Annotated in this window: 11 protein-coding genes; 4 read left to right on the forward strand and 7 right to left on the reverse strand. The window is 74.8% G+C overall.

The window, feature by feature from the left end:
• Positions 1–187 precede the first annotated feature (187 nt).
• On the forward strand, positions 188–5,281 hold the full coding sequence (locus O7626_RS27985) for a permease (protein ID WP_278064062.1): 5,094 nt from the start codon (positions 188–190) through the stop codon (positions 5,279–5,281).
• Positions 5,282–5,360: 79 nt separating this feature from the next.
• On the opposite strand, the gene purE is transcribed toward O7626_RS27985, so the two are convergent.
• From purE to mca, 6 genes are all read right to left on the reverse strand, one after another.
• Positions 5,361–5,834 carry a 5-(carboxyamino)imidazole ribonucleotide mutase gene (purE, locus tag O7626_RS27990; RefSeq protein WP_278066344.1) on the reverse strand — a complete coding sequence of 158 codons (474 nt, stop codon included), beginning with the start codon at positions 5,832–5,834 and terminating at the stop codon, positions 5,361–5,363.
• 29 nt (positions 5,835–5,863) lie between these two features.
• Positions 5,864–7,039, reverse strand: coding sequence for a 5-(carboxyamino)imidazole ribonucleotide synthase (locus tag O7626_RS27995; protein WP_278064063.1), 1,176 nt, complete (start codon positions 7,037–7,039; stop codon positions 5,864–5,866).
• Between the two features lie 13 nt (positions 7,040–7,052).
• Positions 7,053–9,053, reverse strand: coding sequence for a thioredoxin domain-containing protein (locus O7626_RS28000; protein ID WP_278064064.1), 2,001 nt, complete (start codon positions 9,051–9,053; stop codon positions 7,053–7,055).
• Between the two features lie 111 nt (positions 9,054–9,164).
• Positions 9,165–11,921, reverse strand: a complete 2,757-nt coding sequence (locus tag O7626_RS28005; protein WP_347404815.1) for an EAL domain-containing protein — start codon at positions 11,919–11,921, stop codon at positions 9,165–9,167.
• Between the two features lie 186 nt (positions 11,922–12,107).
• Complete coding sequence (locus O7626_RS28010; RefSeq protein ID WP_278064065.1) at positions 12,108–12,446, reverse strand: hypothetical protein; 339 nt, start codon at positions 12,444–12,446, stop codon at positions 12,108–12,110.
• Positions 12,447–12,502: 56 nt separating this feature from the next.
• Complete coding sequence (mca, locus tag O7626_RS28015) at positions 12,503–13,384, reverse strand: mycothiol conjugate amidase Mca (protein WP_278064066.1); 882 nt, start codon at positions 13,382–13,384, stop codon at positions 12,503–12,505.
• Between the two features lie 138 nt (positions 13,385–13,522).
• On the opposite strand from mca, the gene O7626_RS28020 reads away from it, so the two are divergent.
• Both O7626_RS28020 and greA read left to right on the forward strand, forming a co-directional pair.
• Positions 13,523–13,957, forward strand: coding sequence for a DUF4307 domain-containing protein (locus O7626_RS28020; RefSeq protein WP_278066346.1), 435 nt, complete (start codon positions 13,523–13,525; stop codon positions 13,955–13,957).
• Positions 13,958–14,137: 180 nt separating this feature from the next.
• Positions 14,138–14,635 carry a transcription elongation factor GreA gene (gene greA / locus O7626_RS28025; RefSeq protein WP_278064067.1) on the forward strand — a complete coding sequence of 166 codons (498 nt, stop codon included), beginning with the start codon at positions 14,138–14,140 and terminating at the stop codon, positions 14,633–14,635.
• Between the two features lie 43 nt (positions 14,636–14,678).
• Here greA and ilvA read toward each other — a convergent pair whose 3' ends face one another.
• Complete coding sequence (gene ilvA / locus O7626_RS28030) at positions 14,679–15,899, reverse strand: threonine ammonia-lyase (protein ID WP_278064068.1); 1,221 nt, start codon at positions 15,897–15,899, stop codon at positions 14,679–14,681.
• Positions 15,900–16,054: 155 nt separating this feature from the next.
• Between ilvA and O7626_RS28035 the strand changes: the two genes are divergently transcribed.
• A complete protein-coding gene (locus tag O7626_RS28035; protein WP_278064069.1) occupies positions 16,055–17,335 on the forward strand; it encodes a hypothetical protein in 1,281 nt (426 codons plus the stop codon).
• The last annotated feature ends 36 nt before the right edge of the window (positions 17,336–17,371 follow it).

Consider the following 17,371-nt stretch of genomic DNA (forward strand, 5'->3'; position numbering starts at 1 on the left):
GGACGGCGACAAACGTGAATTCGACAACGACTTGCCGGCCGTGGACCCCTCGGGCTCCACGGCCGGCCTTTTAGGATTCCCTCAGCCGGGTTTCGCATGCGATCAGGGGCTGTTCAACGCAGACCCCGGGTGGGCATGCTCGGTGTAGGCCCGGGACGCGGCGTCAGCGCCGGCTGGAGGGGGTGCCGTGAGTACGACGTACCAGTGCTCCTCGTGCGGCCGCGAGATCGAGGCGGCGCCGTACTGCCCGAACTGTGGGGCGGAGCAGCTCCAGTGGGCCGACGACGTGGCCCGGATCGAGCGCTCGATCGCCGAGATGAAGATCCGCGAAGCGGCGATCGCCAAGGAACAGAAGACGATCGCCTCGCAGATGCAGGCGGCGCTCTTCCAGCGGGACATCCTGTCGCACGCCGCCGACCAGCGACGCAAGCAGAGCACCAAACCCCGCCGGGTGCTCCGGCGCAAGGCCGGCCGCCGGCCGCCGACCGCCGCGCCGGGCAGCGCGCCGGGCGGGCCGCCGCCCCGGGTGCCCCGCCAGCCCCGCGGCGGCGGCCCGGACCGGATGCCGCCGGTCGCCCCGCCACCGCCGCCACCGCCGCCGCCGGGCGCCGAACCGTCCTGGGACGACGGCAAGGCCCGCCCCGAGGCGTCCACCCTCGAGGTGCAGAACATCCTGCTCGGACTCGGGGCACTGCTGCTCGGCGTCGCGGCGGTGGTCTTCGTCGCCGTCGCGCTCAGCTCGTTCGACGACTTCAGCCGGGTGGCGATCCTGGTGCTGGCCACCGCGCTGATGCTGGCCGCGCCGCCCCGGGTGGCCCAGCGTGGGCTGGTCGCCACCGCCGAGACTGTCGCGGCGGTCGGGCTGCTGCTGGTGCCGCTGACCGGGTACGCACTCTGGACCGTCGACCGGTTCGGCGACAGCGGCCTGCCCGGCTCGATCTTCGCCGGGCTGACCTTCCTGGTCACCACCGTGGTGGCGGCCGGCTACGCCGTGGCGACCGGGCTGAACGCGCCCCGCTACGCCGCCGTACTCGCGGTGCAGCCGGTCCTGCCGCTGCTGGCGTACTCCTGGGTGACCGGGCCGGCCGGCTGGGCGGCGGTACTCGTGGCGGTGGCGGTCGGCAACCTCTACCTCGCCCGGCTCTTCGGCGACGACGGCCGGCTGACCGGCTGGCCCGCCCGGTTCCGGTTCGGCCCACAGGCCGGTGTGGACGCCCCGCCCGCGCCGCCGCGCCGCCCCGACGGCCGGCCGGGGCGGGCACCGGCCGACCCGACCGACGACCCCGACCGGGACACCGGGTCCGGGCCGGCCGCGACCGGACCGGACCGGCCGGAGACCTTCCCGGAGGAGGCGGACGCGGTCGTCCAGGCGGATCCGCCCCAGGACGGGCCGGTGCAGCGGGTCCGCACTCCGGGCGTCCGCCCGCCGGCCGGCACCCCGGGTGCCCGGCCGACGACAAGCACGCCGTGGGTACGCGAACTGGCCTGGACCCTGCACGGGGTCGCCTTCGCCGTCGCCGTGATCTGCGCGGTGATCGCCCTGGTGGACGCCGACACGGTGCCGGGCGCGGCCCGGGCCGGCCTGGCCCTGCTGCTCGCCGCCGGAGTCGGCCTGGTCGGCGCGCTGGTACTGCGCAGGCCACCGCTGCCGGACGTCGCCGCCGGAATCCTCACGCTGGCCGTGATCGGCGCCGCCGGCCGGGTCGCCGCGGTGGCCCTGCCGGGGCGGGCACTGGTGGTGATCGCCGCCGTCATCGCGCTGACCGGACTCGGCGTACGCGCGGTGCCCGAGGCGGCCCGGCGCGGCCCGCAACTCGCCTCCGCCGCCGCCCTGATCGTGATCGGCATCGTGGTGGCCGGCGGCGCGCTGCGGGCCGCCCTGGCCCCGATCCGGGCCGCGCTGCCGGTCTGGGAGGCCGACCTCGCCGAATATCCCGGAAAACTCGCCGCCGGGGTCGGCGACACCTCCTGGCAGCTCGTCGTCACCGCACTGCTGCTCACCATCGCCGCAGTGCTCTCCTCGCCACCCGAGGTACGCCGCGAGTTCGCCGTGGTCGGCGCCGCGCTCACCGCACTGGCCGCCCCCGCCTCGCTCGGGCTCGGCTGGGCCGCCGCGCCCTGGCCGCCGGTGCTGGTCGCGGTCGGCATCGGGCTGGTCGGGCTCACCGCGCAGACCCGACGGGCCGCGCTGACCCACGCCGTCGCCGCCGCCGTGGTCGGCCTCGCCGGGGCGGCCGCCTCGGTGGTCCGGCCCGGCCTGACCGCCGCCGTGCTCTTCGCACTCGCGCTCGGCGGCGCACTCGTCGCACTCGCCCCGCTGGCCCGTACCGCGCCGCTGGGCCGGTACGCCGGGCTGGTCGGCGACTGGGCGGCCGGCGGGGCCGCGTTCGCCTTCCCCGGCGCGGTGGCGTCCTTCGTCGCCTCGGCGGTACCCGTCGACCCCACCCCGACCGTCCTGTCGACCCGCGAGGCCACCGAGCCGGTGCTGGCCGCCAGCTTCCTCGCCGTCTGCGCCGTACTCTGCTACGCGGCGGTCACCCAGGTGGCCCAGCGGCAGATCAGCGGGCCGCTGGCCGTCGGCACCGGCCTCGGTGCGCTCGCCGTCACCGCGGCGGCCTTCGGCGCACCCGGCGCCACCCTGCCGGACGCCCTGGTCGGCGGGTTGCTGCTGGTCAGTGCGATCCTGCTGGTGCTGGCGCCGTCGATCGACGCCGGCCGCCGGGCCGACCGGCTGCTCGACGGCTCGGACATCGCCGCCGCGGCCGTCACCGCCGCCCTGGTCGGCACCCTCGCCCGGATCGCCGGCATCCTCGGCGACGGAGCCGAACTGGCCGCCGCCGCCTTCCTCATCCTGGTGGTGGCCGCCGGGATCCGGGCCATGCCGGCCGACTGGCGGCGCGGACCGGTCCTCGGCATCTCGCTCACCGGCGGCATCGTCGCGCTGCTCGCCGGCGCGACGGCGGCCAGCGGCGGGCTACAGGTGCTGGCCACCCCCGGCCGGCTCTGGGAGGCCGACCTCTCGCAGTGGCACGTCAGCCCGGACGGCACCGGCTGGCAGGCCCCGGTCGCGCTGCTCCTGCTGGCCGGGGCCGCCGCGATCGCCCTGCCCCGGCCGTGGGCGTACGACGTGTCCGCGGTCTGCGTCGGACTCGCCACCATCGGCATCCCGGCGGCGTTCGGGCTGCCCTGGTGGTCCCCGATCGTGGTCGGCGGTGCCGTCGCCACCGTCTACGGGGTGAGTTCCGTCGTCGCCACCGACCCCCGGGCCGGGCTGGCCCGGGCCACCGTGGCCGGCGTGGTCGCCCTGCACGCGGTCGGCACGAGCCTGGTCCGGCCGTGGACGACCGCCGCCGCGCTCGGCATCGTCGCGCTGATCGGCGCCGTCGTCGCCACCCTCGCCCGGGTCGTCGGCACCCTCTCCGGTCCGGCCGAGGAGGACGACTCCTGGTCGATGCCGCCACAGACCGCGCTGATCGGCGGGATCGCCGCCGGCGGGGGGCTGTTCGCGCTCACCGGGGCGCTCGCCTCGCTCGCCGCCGCGCTGGACTGGCCGGCCGAGGTGGTGGTGCTGGCCACCCTCGCCGGGGCCAGCCTCGGCGTGGCGGTGGTCGGACTGGTCCGCCGGCAGGTCCCGCAGTACCTCCCGTACGCCACGGTGGGCATCGTCGGCGGCGCGACCGCGACCTCGGTGGCGGCCCTCTTCACCGGCCTGCCCTGGGGCGTCTACGCCGCCTCGGCCGTACTCCTCGGGGTGCTCGCCGAGCTGGTCCGGGCGGTCACCCCGGCACCTACCCCGCTGCGGGAGCCGATCCGGCGCTGGTCGGTGATGCTCGGCGGGGCGCTCCGCCGGCTGCCCGAGCCGGCCCGGGGCGGCCGCTGGTCGGTCAGCCCCGCCGTCGGGGCGATGCTCGCCGCCGTCCTGCCGACCGCGCTCGCGGTGGCCGCACTGGCGCCCGCGCTGGTGGTGGCGCTTGTCGAGCCGTACCAGACGCTCACCGGGATCTGGGCCGGGCCGCCGGCCGCACTCACCGACCCCGAGCCCGGTGCCGCCGACCCCGGCAACGTACTCGCCGCGCTGCTGCTGACCATCGCCGCCGGGCTGGCCGCCACCGGGTTCGGCGGCGGCCGGCCGGCCCGGGCGGTGCCGGTGGTACTCCCCGGTGCCGCGATCACCCTGCTGATCGCCCCGATCTCGCTCGACCTGGGCTGGCCGAACGTCACCCTGGCCGCGCTCGGGGTGTTCACCATCGCGATGCTCGGGCTGGCGCTCACCCCGCCGCCGCCGGACGCCGAGATCGCCCGCTCGCTGCGGCTGACCCGGATCCTGGTCTTCGGCATCGGGCTGGCCGCCGGTGGTGCCGGGCTGGCCGGCGCGCTCGCCACCCGGGAGCTGACCCTGTTCACCCTGGGCGCGGCGGTCGGGGTCGGCGCCGTCGCCGCGCTGGGCGGCCGGAGCCAGAACGCCCGCATCCTCGGCTGGCTCTTCGCCTCGGTGATGGCCCAGACCTTCGTCTTCACCGCCGGGCTGGTGTTCGGCCTCGACCCGGCCTGGTCCGCCTTCGGGGTACTGGCGGTGGGCGCGATCCTGCTGCTGGTCGCCGCGCTGCTGCCCCGACTGCGCCGTCCGGAGGCGATCCGCGAGGCGACCACCGTGGAGTGGAGCGGGTACGCCGCCGCGCTGATCGCCGCCGCGCTCGCCTACGACTCGCCCCGGCACATCGCCGCACTCCTCGCCGCCTGGGGTGCCGTGCTCGGGATGGCCGCCGTACGCCCCTACCGCAGTACCGTCGAGCGGCGCACCCTCTTCTGGTCGGCGGTCGGCTGCGAGGTGGTCGCCTGGTGGCTGCTGATGGCACTCGCCGACGTGGCGCTGCCGGAGGCGTACACGCTCGTCTTCGCCGTGCTGGCCCTGCTGGTCGGCCTGCTGGAGCTGCGGCACCGCACCGACCTGAGCAGCTGGGCGGCGTACGGGCCGGCGCTGGTGGCGGCGTTCCTGCCGACCCTGGTGATCGTGCTGGCCGGCAACGACAGCGCGCTCCGGCAGGTGTTGCTGCTGCTCGGCGGGGTGGCCACACTGATCTGGGGTTCCTACCGCCGGCAGCAGGCCCCGGTGATCATCGGGGCGGTGGTCACCGCGCTGGCCGCGCTGCGTGCCCTGTTCAGCTTCGGTCCGTGGCTGGTGCTGATCCCGGTCGGCCTGCTGCTGCTGGCGTTCGGGGCCGGCAACGAGAACCGCCGCCGCACCCAGGAGCGCCTGCGCGCCGTACGCGGCATGCGCTGAGGTGTAGCGCTGAGGTGTAGCGCTGAGGTGTAAGGAAGGGCCCCTTCTTATACAAAAAGCGATAAGAAGGGGCCCTTCCTTACACCTGGAGGCTGGCGCGGAGGTTGGCTTCCTTCTGGGCGACGAGCGCCGCCAGGTCGGCCTGGTAGCCGACCATCCGGTCCCGGAGCGCCTCGTCGGCGGCGGCGAGGATGCGCACCGCCAGCAGGCCGGCGTTGCGGCCGTTGCCGATCGAGACGGTCGCCACCGGAATGCCGGCCGGCATCTGCACGATGGAGAGCAGCGAGTCGAGCCCGTCGAGGTGCGCCAGCGGCACCGGCACCCCGATCACCGGCAGCGGGGTGGCCGAGGCCACCATGCCGGGCAGTGCCGCCGCGCCGCCCGCCCCGGCGATGATCACCCGGATGCCCCGCCCGGCGGCGGACTGGGCGTACTCCATCATCTTGACCGGGGTACGGTGCGCCGAAACCACCCCGACCTCGTAGCCGACCCCGAACTCGGTGAGCGCCTCGGCCGCCGCGCCCATCACCGGCCAGTCCGAGTCGCTGCCCATGATCAGGCCGACCGGCGGCGCAGACTCCGTCACTCGTGTCCCTCCCGTAGCCACCAGGCGGCCCGGACGGCCCGGGCGCGTACCTTCTCCAGGTCGTCACCGAGCACCGTGACGTGCCCGATCTTCCGGCCGGGCCGGACCTGCTTGCCGTAGAGGTGCACCTTGACGCCCGGGTCCTCGGCGAAGAGGTGGTGCAGCCGCTCGTCGATCGACATGCCGCCGTCCGGGCCGCCGAGCACGTTGGCCATCACCACCACCGGGGCGGCGAGCGCGGTGTCGCCCATCGGATAGTCGAGCACCGCCCGCAGGTGCTGCTCGAACTGGGAGGTCCGGGCACCCTCGATCGTCCAGTGCCCCGAGTTGTGCGGGCGCATCGCCAACTCGTTGACGACGAGCGCCGGCCCGCCGTCCGGGCCGGCCACCTCGAACAGCTCGACCGCCAGCAGGCCGACCACGCCGAGCGCGGTGGCCAGGTCGATGGCGAGCTGCTGGGCCCGCAGCGCCAGCTCCTCCGGCAGCCTCGGCGCCGGTGCCAGCACCTCGACGCAGATGCCGTCCCGCTGCACGGTCTCCACCACCGGGTACGCCGCCACCTGGCCGAACGGCGAGCGGGCGACCTGCACCGCCAGCTCCCGGCGCAGCGCCACCCGCTCCTCGGCGATCAGCTCGGTGCCGGCCTCCCGCAGCGTGCGGACCAGCTCGGTCGCCTCGGCCGGGCCGGAGACGACCCAGACTCCCCGGCCGTCGTAGCCGCCCCGGGCCGCTTTCAGGATCACCGGCCAGCCCAGTTCGGCACCGAACTCCACCAGCTCGCCCGGTTCGGCGACCGGCCGCCAGCGCGGCACCGGCGCGGCCAGCTCGGTCAGCCGCTCCCGCATCGCCCGCTTGTCCTGGGCGTAACGCAGCGCGTCGGCGGGCGGATAGACCGCCACCCCGGCCTCGGCGAGCGCCCGCACGTGCTCGGTCGGCACGTGCTCGTGGTCGAAGGTGACCACGTCGGCGCCGTCGGCGAAGTCACGCAGCGCGGCGAGGTCGGTGTGCTGGCCGTACCGGACGTCGGCGGCGACCAGCGCGGCACCGTCCTCCGGGGTGAGCGCGAGGACGCGGAGCGACTGGCCGAGGGCGATCGCGGCCTGGTGGGTCATCCGGGCCAGTTGGCCGCCACCCACCATGCCGACAACGGGCAGACCCGTGCGGGAATCCATAGCGCGGGCAAGCCTAACTCCCGGCCACGCCGAGCTGCGCCAGCAGGGCGTCCGGGGAGGTGACCGGGCGGTCGCAGACGAAGCCCCGGCAGACGTAGACGGTCGGGTCGCTGTCGACCATCGGCCGGTCGGCGAGCAGGGGTACGCCCGGCCGGTCCGGCTCGCCGGCCACCACCACCGCACCGGGCGGGGCGTGCCGGTGCGCCAGCGCCAGCAGCGGGTCGCCGGCCGGTTCGGCGGTGACCACCGCGATCTCGTACGGGCCGGAGAGCAGCGCCTCGCCGACAGCCGCCGCGTACCCGGTGAACCGGGCGTGCCGGGCGACGATCGGCGCGACGGTCTCCAGGGCGGCCACCGCCGCCTCCCGGAAACGCACCTGACCGCCCAGCGCCGAGTACGCCACAAGCGCCGCCGCCACCGCCGACAGCCCGGACGGGGTGGCGTTGTCGGTCGGGTCGGCAGGCCGGCTGACCAGCTGCTCGGCGTCGTCGGCGGTGTCGTAGAAGCCGCCCTGCCCGGTGCCGAAGCGGTCCAGGGCGACGTCCAGGAGTTGCCCGGCCAGCTCCAGCCAGCGCCCCTCCCCGGTGAACTGGTGCACCGCGCAGAACGCCTCGGCTACACAGCCGTAGTCCTCCAGCACCCCGGCCGGCTCACCCACCTGACCGTCCCGGGAGACCCGGCGCAGCCGCCCGTCGACGAGATGCCGCTGCGCGAGCACCTCGGCGATCCGCACCGCCGCCGCCCCGGCGACCGGGTCGGCGGTGAGGGTGGCGTACTCGACCAGGGCGGTGACGGCGAGCCCGTTCCAGGCCGCCACCACCTTGTCGTCCCGGGCCGGCTGCGGCCGGCGGTCGCGTACCTCCCGGAGCGCGGCCCGGACCCGCTGCCAGCGTTCCCGGATCTCCGGGTCGGCGTCGTCGACGTCCCGGGCCAGCCGGAGCACGCTGGTGCCGTGTTCGAAGGTCCCCGCGTCGGTGACCGCGAAGAGGTCGGCGGCCCAGCGGCCGTCGTCGTCGCCGAGCGCCTCGACGAGCTGGGCCGGGGTCCAGGCGTAGGTGGCCCCCTCCACCCCCTCGGTGTCGGCGTCCAGCGCCGACGCCAGCCCGCCGGCCGGGGTGTCCAGGTCGTCCAGCAGGAACGCGGCGGTCTCGGCGGCGACCCGGCCGGCGAGCGCGTCCCCGGTGAGCCGCCAGAGCTGGGTGTAGACCCGCAGCAGCAGCGCGTTGTCGTAGAGCATCTTCTCGAAGTGCGGCACCGTCCAGTGCCCGTCCACCGAATACCTGGCGAAGCCGCCGGCGAGCTGGTCGTAGATGCCGCCCCGGGCCATCGCCTCGCAGGTGTGCCGGACGATCTCCAGGTCCCGGGCCGCGCCGGTGCGCTGGTGGTGCCGGAGCAGGAAGAGCAGGTTCATCTGCGGCGGGAACTTGGGGGCGTTGCCGAAGCCGCCGTTGATCTCGTCGTACTCCCGGGCGAGCTGCTCGGCGGCGGCGTCCAGCGTGTCGGCGGTGAGCGGCGCGGTCGGCCCGCCGACCGCCTGGGCGCCGGCCAGTGCCTCGACCACGGCGGCGCCCTGCTGCAACACCGCCTCGCGCTGGTCCGTCCAGGCCTGCGTCACCGACTGGAGCAGCCGGACGAAGTTCGCCTGCGGGAAGTAGGTCCCGCAGAAGAACGGGGTGCCGTCCGGGGCGGCGAAGACCGTCATCGGCCAGCCGCCCTGCCCGGTCATCGCCTGGGTGGCGGTCATGTAGACGGCGTCGACGTCCGGCCGTTCCTCCCGGTCCACCTTGATCGGCACGAAGTTGTCGTTCACCAGCTTGCCGACGGCCTCGTCCTCGAAGGACTCGTGCGCCATCACGTGGCACCAGTGGCAGGCCGCGTAGCCGACCGAGATCAGCACCGGTACGTCCCGGCGCCGGGCCTCGGCGAACGCCTCCGGCGTCCAGGGCCACCAGTCGACCGGGTTGTCCTTGTGCTGGAGCAGGTAGGGGCTGGTCGCATCGGCCAGTCGATTCACCCGACGACCATAACCGCTGTGCCGGTACGCCGCTCGGCGCTCGGCCCGCTCGGCGCTCGCGGCGGTGGGCGCTCGACGCTCGGGGCGGTCGGCCCGGCCCCGTCGTGGTGGCTAGGAGGCGCCGTCGGCGCGTAGCGGCAGGATCCGGGCCTGGGCGGAGTCGAGCAGCGAGCGCAGCACCGCGACGATCTTGTCCGACGGCATCGGCCGGAAGAAGTGGTAGCCCTGGGCAGCCGTACAGCCCAGTTCGGCGAGCGCGGCCCGCTGGTCGGCGGTCTCCACCCCCTCGGCCACCACCCGCAACCCCAGCTCGCGGCCGAGGTCGACGGTGGTGCGCACGATCGCCGCCGCCTCCGGCGACTCCGCCATCTTCATCACGAACGACCGGTCGACCTTCAGCTCGTCCACCGAGATCCGGGTCAGGAAGGTGAGCGAGGAGAAGCCGGTGCCGAAGTCGTCCACGGCCAACTGCACGCCCATGGTGCGCAGCGCGGAGAGCACCTCGTCGATGACCTCCAGCTCGCTCATCACCACCGTCTCGGTGATCTCCAACACCAGCCGGCGCGCCGGCACCTGGTGCCGGCGCAGCGACTCGGCCACCTCGGCCGGCAGCCTCGGGTCGAGCAGGCTGCGCGCCGACAGGTTGATCGAGATCGGTACGTCGAGACCGTGCCGGGCCCACTCGGCGGCCACCCCGAGCGCCTTGTCCACCACATACCGGGTGAAGGCGCCGAGCAGTTCGCTGCCCTCGATGGTCCGGACGAAGTCGGCCGGGCTGAGCCGGCCCCGCCGGGGGTGCCGCCAGCGAATCAGTGCCTCCACCCCGGTCGGCTCCCCGGTGCAGAGGTCCACCGCCGGCTGGAGCGCGAGTTCGAGCTGGTCGTCGACGTCCAGCGCCTCGCGCAACTCGGCGAGCAGGGCGAGCTTGTCGGTGCTGGCCGCGTCCCGGGCGCTGTCGTACGACGCGACGCTGCCGCCGCCCTGCTTCGCCTGGTACATCGCGATGTCGGCCCGGCGCAGTAGCTCGGTCATGTCGGCGGTACCCGCGCCGGCCACCACCACCCCGACGGAGACCTCGACCGACATCCGCACCCCGGCCACCTCGATCGGGGTGGCCAGCAGCTCGACGATCTCCCGGGCCCGGCGCAGCACGTTCGGCATCGGCGAGCGGTCGGTGGACGGTTCGGTGAGTACCGCCGGGGTGGGGATCAGCAGGGCGAACTCGTCCCCGCCGAGCCGGCCCAGCAGTTCGCCGGGGCGGACCACGGCGTCCAGCCGGTCGGCCGTCACCTGGAGGAGTTCGTCGCCGGCCGCGTGCCCCAGGGTGTCGTTGACCTCCTTGAAGTGGTCGATGTCGAGCAGCAGCAGCGCCACCGGATGGTCGTGGCCGAGCTGGTGCAGCGCGACGTCGCCCTTGCTCAGCAACGCCGCCCGGTTGATCAGGTTGGTGAGCGCGTCGTGCACCGCCTCGTACGACGACCGGGCCGTCACCAGCCGGAGCTGGCGGTGCGTCGCCGCGTCGTGCAGCGCCGCCGCCAGCGCGTCCCCGAACGCGGAGAGCGCGTCCTGCTCCCGCTGGCTCGGCGGGGCGGAGCGGGGGAACCGGACCCGCAGCTCGCCGACCGGGGACGCGCCGACGACCAGCGGTCGGACGAGTTCCTGCTCGGTCCGTCCGGTCACGGCGAGGCCCGGCGGGCTGCCGGCACGACCGCCGGCCGGCCCGGTGCCCCGGTCGGCGGCCAGGTCGCCGCCGACCTGACTCGCGGCCAGGTCCAGGCCGAGCCGGCTGGCGAGCGGCAGTCGGCCGTTCCCGGCGATCGGCGCCCCGGCGGGCCCGGCCGGCTCCGGGTCGGCCCGCTCGGCGGTGGTCAGGTCGCGGTGCACCACCGGCCGGCCCGGCTCGCCCCGGTAGCGCCGCCACCGGCCGTCGCCGCGCCGCACGTCCACCTCGACCCACTCCGCGCCGAACAGCGCCAGCGGGCCGGCCACGCCGGCGGTGGCCACGCCGTGCTCGTCGAGCTGGTTGAGCGCGCCGGTCGCCTCGGCCAGGGCCCGCCAGGCCCGGCGCTCGTCGTCGGCGCGGAGCCGGTGACTGTACGTCTGCTGGAGCAGCCAGAGCACCGGCGGCAGGAAGAGCAGCCAGCGGGGGTCGTACTCGAGCACGGCCACCACGGCCAGCCCGACGAAGACGTTGCCGACGAACATCAGCAGTTTGCCCTGAAGGGCGCGGAGCAGCGCCGGCCAGAGCCGTTCGCCGTGCCGCAGCGCCAGGGTGAGCCCGACCAGCCAGGCCGAGGCCAGCAGGTAGCTCAGCGAACCGACGGCGAGCGCGGCGATCAGCGGCGGCGACAGGTCGCCGGCGAACCGGGTCCGCAGCGCCTCCGGTACGTTCGTGCCGAGTGTTCCGGCGACCGCCAGTGCCACAGTGACGGCCAGCCCGACCGAGACGGCCATCGAGGCGGCGGTGTGCACGACGTCCAGCGCCGAGCGCCGGTCAACGAAGATCGTCAGTAGGGTCCAGGCGAGCACCGCGCCGAGCAGGGCGGCGGCCGGCAGCCAGCCGGGTGGCACCAGGGCGAGGCCGATGATGAACGACGCCTCGCCCCAGGTGACGCTGACCCGGCCGGAACCGATCCGCAACCGCAGCCGGAACAGTTGCGCGACCGCCATCACCGCGATGGCGATGCCGAACCGGGCCACCGCCGGCAGCGGGTCGTCGGCCGACGGACTGGTGGGGAGGAGCAGGCCGGCCACGGCGAGGGCCACCGCGACGGGCAGGACGCTGAAGGTGAGGGCGCGCGCCCGACGGGGTGTCGACGCGATGCCGGCCAGGGCGAGGAAGCGTCCCGGCCGACGCCCCGAGGTCACGGATCGCCGCCGTTCGCCGGCGGCCACTTCGGAACGTGGCCATGCCGCCACCGGCGCCGGGCGTCGGGTCTGCTTCTCATCGGCGCCCCCCTCCCGCGCACGGTGCGGGGACTTTTGGTCCCCCGGCGGAAGGCTAAGCCAATCCGATTGAGCGCAACAGGGGGCGCCTGGGCGGATTAGCGTGAATCATGGCGCGGACTGGTCGTTCCGGCCCTGCTGGGCGGTATTGGGAGCGCTTCCAGCAGATTCCTCCGGCCCGGACGCCACGGCGGACTCCGGCACAGCAGACTCCGCCTCGTCGGCCGACGGCTCGCCGGCCGACGCCGCGGTGCCCGGCAGGTCGTCGTCGCGCTGGTGCGGGAAGCGGTCCGGCAGCCGGCGCAACCTGGCGTTCATGTTGCGGATCAGCAGAACCGTGGCGATGGCCAGTACGGTGATCAGGAACAGACCCATCGGTCCGGCCAGGCCACCGGTCCGGGTGTCGCCGAAGTTGTTCTGCGCGAGCACCTGCGCAGCGCTAAGCATGACTGGAAATCCTCCGATGTGCCGGCCTACCGCTTTACGGTACGCCTAACCCGGGCTCAGCGGACCTGCGCGGTCTCGCGTACTCCGGCGAAGAGGTCCGACTCGGGCAGCGGACTCTCCACCACCGAACGGACCAGCTCGAAGTCCTCGGTCGGCCAGGCCTGCTGCTGCAACTCCATCGGCACGTGGAACCAGAAGCCGTCCGGGTCGACCTGGGTGGCGTGCGCCCGCAGCGCGGCGTCCCGGACCGGGAAGTAGTCGGCGCACGGCACCCGGGTGGTGATCCGCGGCCCCTTGTCCGGCCGGTCCTCCCAGCGCTCCAGCCACTCCGCGTACGGCGACTCGGCGCCCCGGGCGAGCATCCCCTCGTGCAGCGCCATGATCTTGGCCTTGGAGAAGCCGATGTCGTAGTAGAGCTTCAACGGCTGCCACGCCGCACCCAGCTCCGGGAAGCGCTCCGGGTCGCCGGCCGCGTCGAACGCCGCCACGCTGACCTTGTGACACATGATGTGGTCGGGGTGCGGATAGCCGCCGTCCTCGTCGTAGGTGGTGACGACGTGCGGCCGGAACTCGCGCATCAGCTTGACCAGTGGCGCCGCCGCGACCTCGACGTCCTGGAGCGCGAAGCAGCCCTCCGGCAGCGGGGGCAGCGGGTCACCCTCCGGCAGCCCCGAGTCGACGAAGCCGAGCCAGGCCTGCTCGATGCCGAGGATCGCCCGGGCGGCGTCCATCTCGGCCCGGCGGATCTCGGCGATGTTCGCCCAGACGTCCGGTCGGTCCAACTTCGGGTTCAGGACGCTGCCCCGCTCGCCGCCCGTACAGGTGACGACGAGGACCTGCACGCCTTCGGCGACGTACTTGGCCATGGTCGCCGCGCCCTTGCTCGACTCGTCGTCGGGATGGGCGTGCACGGCCATCAGCCGTAGCTGCTCTGCCAACTCAGGTGCTCCCTCGTGATGCCTGGGCCGGGCTCGGCCCCCGGTCCCCCTCCAGGCGCCCGTCCCTCGTCTACTGCGAGAATGGGCGTACCCATTCTTGCCGATGCCACCGACAACAGCCCCAGGAGATACCCGCTGGTGCCCGAGACGCCCGCCACACCCGTACCCTCCGCCCCGGTGTTCCCACCCGGCCGGTACGGTCGGCGCCGCGCGCACCGGCGCCGCCGGCCCTGGATCCCAGCGCTGCTGGCGGTGGCCCTGCTGGCGGTGACCGTCGCCGCCTCCTACCGCCTCTACCGGCAGTACGGCGACCCGAACTACGACGCCCAGGTGATCACCTACACCGAGATCACCGACAGCCAGCTGGTACTCGACTTCCGGGTGACCGTCCCGGCGGGCGGCTCGGCGGTCTGCGTGCTGCGGGCCCGCGCCAAGGACGGCGCCGAGGTCGCCCGCGAGGAGGTACGGGTCGACGCCGGGCCGGGACAGCGGCACCTGACGGTCCGGCACCTGCTGGCCACCACGGCCCGGCCGATGCTCGGCGAGGTGCTCCGCTGCCGCCCGGCCGGCTGAGCACCTGCCCCCGCTGCCGCCCGGCCTGCCGGGCGGGCCCTGCTCCGCCGGGGTCGGTCCACGGGTGCCCGAGGAACGCCGTCCGCACCTGTACAGCGGTAAATGACGTGGCGTCCGGTGTGTAGCGCACTGGTAACTTGGTAATTCGTCCCTGTCCACGACTACCCGAGGAGATCGTCTGTGTCCACGACCGACCGCGCGGCAGCCACCTGGCTGTCCCAGGAGGCCTACGACCGGCTGCAGGCGGAGCTCAACGAGCTGATCGCCGGGCGGCCGGCGATCGCCGCCGAGATCAACGCCCGGCGAGAAGAGGGTGACCTCAGGGAGAACGGCGGTTACCACGCCGCCCGGGAGGAACAGGGCAAACAGGAATTCCGGATCCGTCAACTACAGGAACTGCTGCGTACCGCCCAGGTGGGCGAGGCGCCGGCCGCCGACGTGGTGGCACCGGGCTGCGTCGTCACGATCCACTTCGACGACGACACCGACGACACCGAGACCTTCCTGCTGGGGTCCCGGGAGATCGCCGCCACCACCGACCTGACCGTCTACAGCCCGGAGTCCGCGCTCGGCAAGTCCATCCTCGGCGCCCGCCCCGGCCAGACCGTCACGTACACGGCGCCCAGCGGGGCGGAGATCAAGGTGACGGTGGTCCGCTTCGAGGCGTACGGCGGCTGAGCAGGAGACGACCGGCGACGGACGACGTCCCAGCCCGGCCGGCTCAGCCCGGCTGGGCGACGTCGACCTGGTAGCCGCAGCCGCGCAACGCACTGATCAGCCGGTCGGAGTGCTCGGGCCCCCGGGTCTCCACCGAGAGCGCCACCTCCACCTCGCCGAGCCGCAGGTGCGGGTTCTGCCGCTGGTGCACCACGTCGACGACGTTGCCCCGGTGCTCGCCGATCAGCCCCAACAGCGACGCCAACTGGCCGGGCCGGTCCGCGCAACGCACGGTGATCCGCAGGAAGCGGCCCGCCGAGGCGAGCCCGTGCTCGATCACCCGCAGCATCAGCAGCGGGTCGATGTTGCCGCCGGAGAGCACCGCCACCACCGGCGGCTCGACCTGCACCGCCCCGGACATCAGCGCCGCCACCCCGGCGGCACCGGCCGGCTCCACCACCTGCTTGCCGCGCTCCAGCAGCATCAGCAGGGCCCGGGAGATGTCCTCGTCCGGCACCGTCACGATCTCGTCCACCAGCTTGCTGACGTGCGCGAAGGTGACCTCGCCGGGGCGGCCCACCGCGATGCCGTCGGCGATGGTGGCGAAGGCGGGCAGGCGTACCGGCTCGCCGGCCCGCAGCGAGGCGGGGAAGGCGGCGGCACCGGCGGCCTGCACCCCGATCACCCGTACCTCCGGGCGGAGCGCCTTGGCCGCCACCGCGATCCCGGAGATCAGGCCCCCGCCGCCGACCCCGGCGACGATGGTCCGCACCTCCGGACACTGCTCCAGGATCTCCAGCGCCACCGTGCCCTGCCCGGCGATCACGTCCGGGTGGTCGAACGGGTGGATGAAGACCGCCCCGGTACGGTCGGCGAAGTCCTCCGCCGCCACCAGTGACTCGTCCACGGTGTTGCCGACCAGTTCCACCCGGGCGCCGTACCCCTTGGTGGCCGCCACCTTCGGCAGCGGCGCGCCCACCGGCATGAAGACGGTGGCGGCGGCGCCGAGCAGGCCGGCGGCGAGCGCGACCCCCTGGGCGTGGTTGCCGGCGCTGGCCGCCACCACCCCCCGGTCCCGCTCCGCCGCCGAGAGCCGGGCGATCCGCACGTACGCGCCACGGACCTTGTACGACCCGGCCCGCTGCACGTGCTCGCACTTGAGCCAGACCGGTCCGCCCAGGGCGGCGGAGAGCGGCCGGGACGGCTCCAGCGGAGTGGTCCGGACGACCCCGGCGAGCAGTTCGCGCGCGGCGGTCACCTCGGCGAGTCCTACCAGCTCCGTCATGTCCCAGATCGTCGCATCCCGGCCCGGCCGCGCTCGACCCGGCGCTGCCGGCGTGCCCGAGGTCACCCGGCACCGGATTGTCGCCGCCGTTCTATCCTCCGCTCGGGTCGTCGCCCTCTCCTCCAGCCGCCGCAGCATGGGAACGGAGCCTGAAGATGTCTGCCGGCACCGAGCCGACCTCCGCGGGCGGGTCGCTGCCCGGCGGGCCGCCGCCACCGCTGCCCTGGCGGGACGTGGTCCGGCTCAGGCTGACCGCCGAACCGGAGAGCCGGCCGGAGTGGCTGGTCTGGTACGCCCGCTGGCTCGCCCTCGGCGCCGGCCTGCTGCTCTGCGGCGTGCTACTTGCCGTCATGCCGGCCGCCCCCTGCACGGCGGCGGACCCGTGCGGCCCGGACCGGGCCGGCAACGTCGTCGTCGGGCTGATCGGCAGCCTCCCGCTGCTCGCCCTCGTCCGGCTGGAGTTCGCCTCGGCGGTGACCGCCGCGACGGTGCCCACCGCGCTCGGCTACGAGCTGACCCAGGCCGACCACCTGCCGGTCTGGTTCTACCTGCTGCTCGTCGGCTACGCGGTCGGCTGCGGGCTGCTCGCCCGGCTGACCCGGCTGCCCCGGCGGCACCGGGCGGCGGTGCGCGACTGGCACCGCCGGGCCCGCCAGGCGAGGCCACCCCGGCCGGCCCGGCCGCCCCACCTCCCGCTGGGCTCGGTGGTCGCCGGCACGGTGCTGCTCACCGTCGCGCTGGCCCTGGCCGCCTGGAGCGCCGTGCGGCAGGGCGAGGTCGACGACCAGCAGCGCCGGGCCGAGGTGGTGAGCGCCACCGTGCTCTCCCACCCGTCCTGGGCAGAGATCCAACTCGGTTTCCCGGACGGCCGGCCGGGCGAACGGCTGCCGGTCTACGAACCGGCCGACTATCCGGTCGGTTCCACCGTCGAGGTCGCGCTGGACGACGCCGGCCTGCGGCAACTCGTCAGCGAGCCGTACGACGTGACGCCGATGCTGACCCTGGTGACGGTCCTCGCCCTGCTCGGGCTCGGCGTCGGTGCCCGGGCCGCCGCCCGGGTACTGGCCGGCCGCCGGTTCTTCCGGCGACCGCAGCCGCTGCACACTGTCGCCGTGCACCAGGGCGTCGACCGGGTGTACGTCTACGCCGGCACCGGCCCCGACGTACTCCCGCTGGCCGAGATCCAGGTACGGGACCGGCTGGTACCGTCGGCCGGCCGCGAGCCCCGACCGGCGGTGCTGCACGGTGTGCCCGTACCCGGACAGTGGGGCACGGTGACTGTCGACGGCCGTACCCTCTCGCCGGTCGGCCCGGTCCTGCTGCCCGAGCCGACCGCACCATGGCTGGCGACCCCGCGTCGCCGCGGGGTGCTCCGGCCGGGTCGGGTGTCGCCGGTCCGGCCCGGTCCGACCGCTGCGCGGGACCGACCGAGGTGACCGACGCCGGCCCGCTCGTCGCGATCCTGGACGCAC

Source organism: Micromonospora sp. WMMD1102, from assembly GCF_029626265.1.
In the GTDB taxonomy this organism is placed as follows: Bacteria; Actinomycetota; Actinomycetes; order Mycobacteriales; family Micromonosporaceae; genus Plantactinospora.

Coding starts and splice junctions, on each gene's coding strand:
- purE (WP_278066344.1), bottom strand. CDS start 5,834: ATGGGCAGCGACTCGGACTGGCCGGTGATGGGCGCGGCGGCCGAGGCG.
- O7626_RS28035 (WP_278064069.1), top strand. CDS start 16,055: ATGTCTGCCGGCACCGAGCCGACCTCCGCGGGCGGGTCGCTGCCCGGC.
- O7626_RS28010 (WP_278064065.1), bottom strand. CDS start 12,446: ATGCTTAGCGCTGCGCAGGTGCTCGCGCAGAACAACTTCGGCGACACC.
- ilvA (WP_278064068.1), bottom strand. CDS start 15,899: ATGACGGAGCTGGTAGGACTCGCCGAGGTGACCGCCGCGCGCGAACTG.
- O7626_RS27995 (WP_278064063.1), bottom strand. CDS start 7,039: ATGGATTCCCGCACGGGTCTGCCCGTTGTCGGCATGGTGGGTGGCGGC.